Here is a 665-nt window from a genome sequence, read left to right as displayed (position 1 = left end):
AGATAACGCAGACGATCAACATCAGTTGTTCGACAAGTAAACTGAAACTCATCATGATAAAAAATAACTTGATGGCAATTTAGTTTCTCTTCTTCAACTTGAACGATGAGGATACGGCATGCACGTTTCATAACGATAGAACCTGCTGCTTGCAACAATAAGTTCAAGGCTTTGTGGGTCATCAATTTACCGCTCTCATCTTTACGGAGACGCAGTTTACGACCATCAATACCCGGGACATATCCATTTGTTGCAGCGAACCATTGAATGTATTCGATTAATACTGGAATACATGGACACTCACGGAGGAATGTTTCACGAGCTTTCAAACCAACTTCTGTATCACCACCTAACTGAGCACCCAAGTTAGCATTACCTGCACCATACAAAAATGCATATATACCTAATGTTCAGGAGAGGTCGCAACACCTCTCCCCGGATATTCAATCCAGCTGCATGTTCCCATGCAGAGCAGACTATATCATCACCACTTACGTGGGCTGTGCGCTTCCATCACCGTTTGCTTGTGATGTACTCCCTTTCGGGATAGTCGTTGCACTTTCCATCCAGTTCACCAATTTTTTGAGTTCGTCTAGACTAGCATCGTACTTGATTCGATTAGCGCGTCCGCTGATCCAAGCCACGTTGCCTCTCACATAACCCTT

1 protein-coding gene is annotated in these 665 nt (G+C 43.9%); it reads right to left on the bottom strand.

Going from position 1 to position 665, the window contains the following annotated elements:
• Positions 1-389: DNA polymerase (locus tag N1032_RS25770; RefSeq protein WP_259543462.1), on the bottom strand; the 389-nt coding region annotated here is incomplete at its 3' end.
• Positions 390-665: the final 276 nt, after the last annotated feature.

It is taken from the genome of Herbiconiux daphne (genome assembly GCF_024979295.1).
Taxonomy (GTDB): domain Bacteria; phylum Actinomycetota; class Actinomycetes; order Actinomycetales; family Microbacteriaceae; genus Herbiconiux; species Herbiconiux daphnes.
This window is presented reverse-complemented; position numbering and strand designations above follow the sequence as displayed.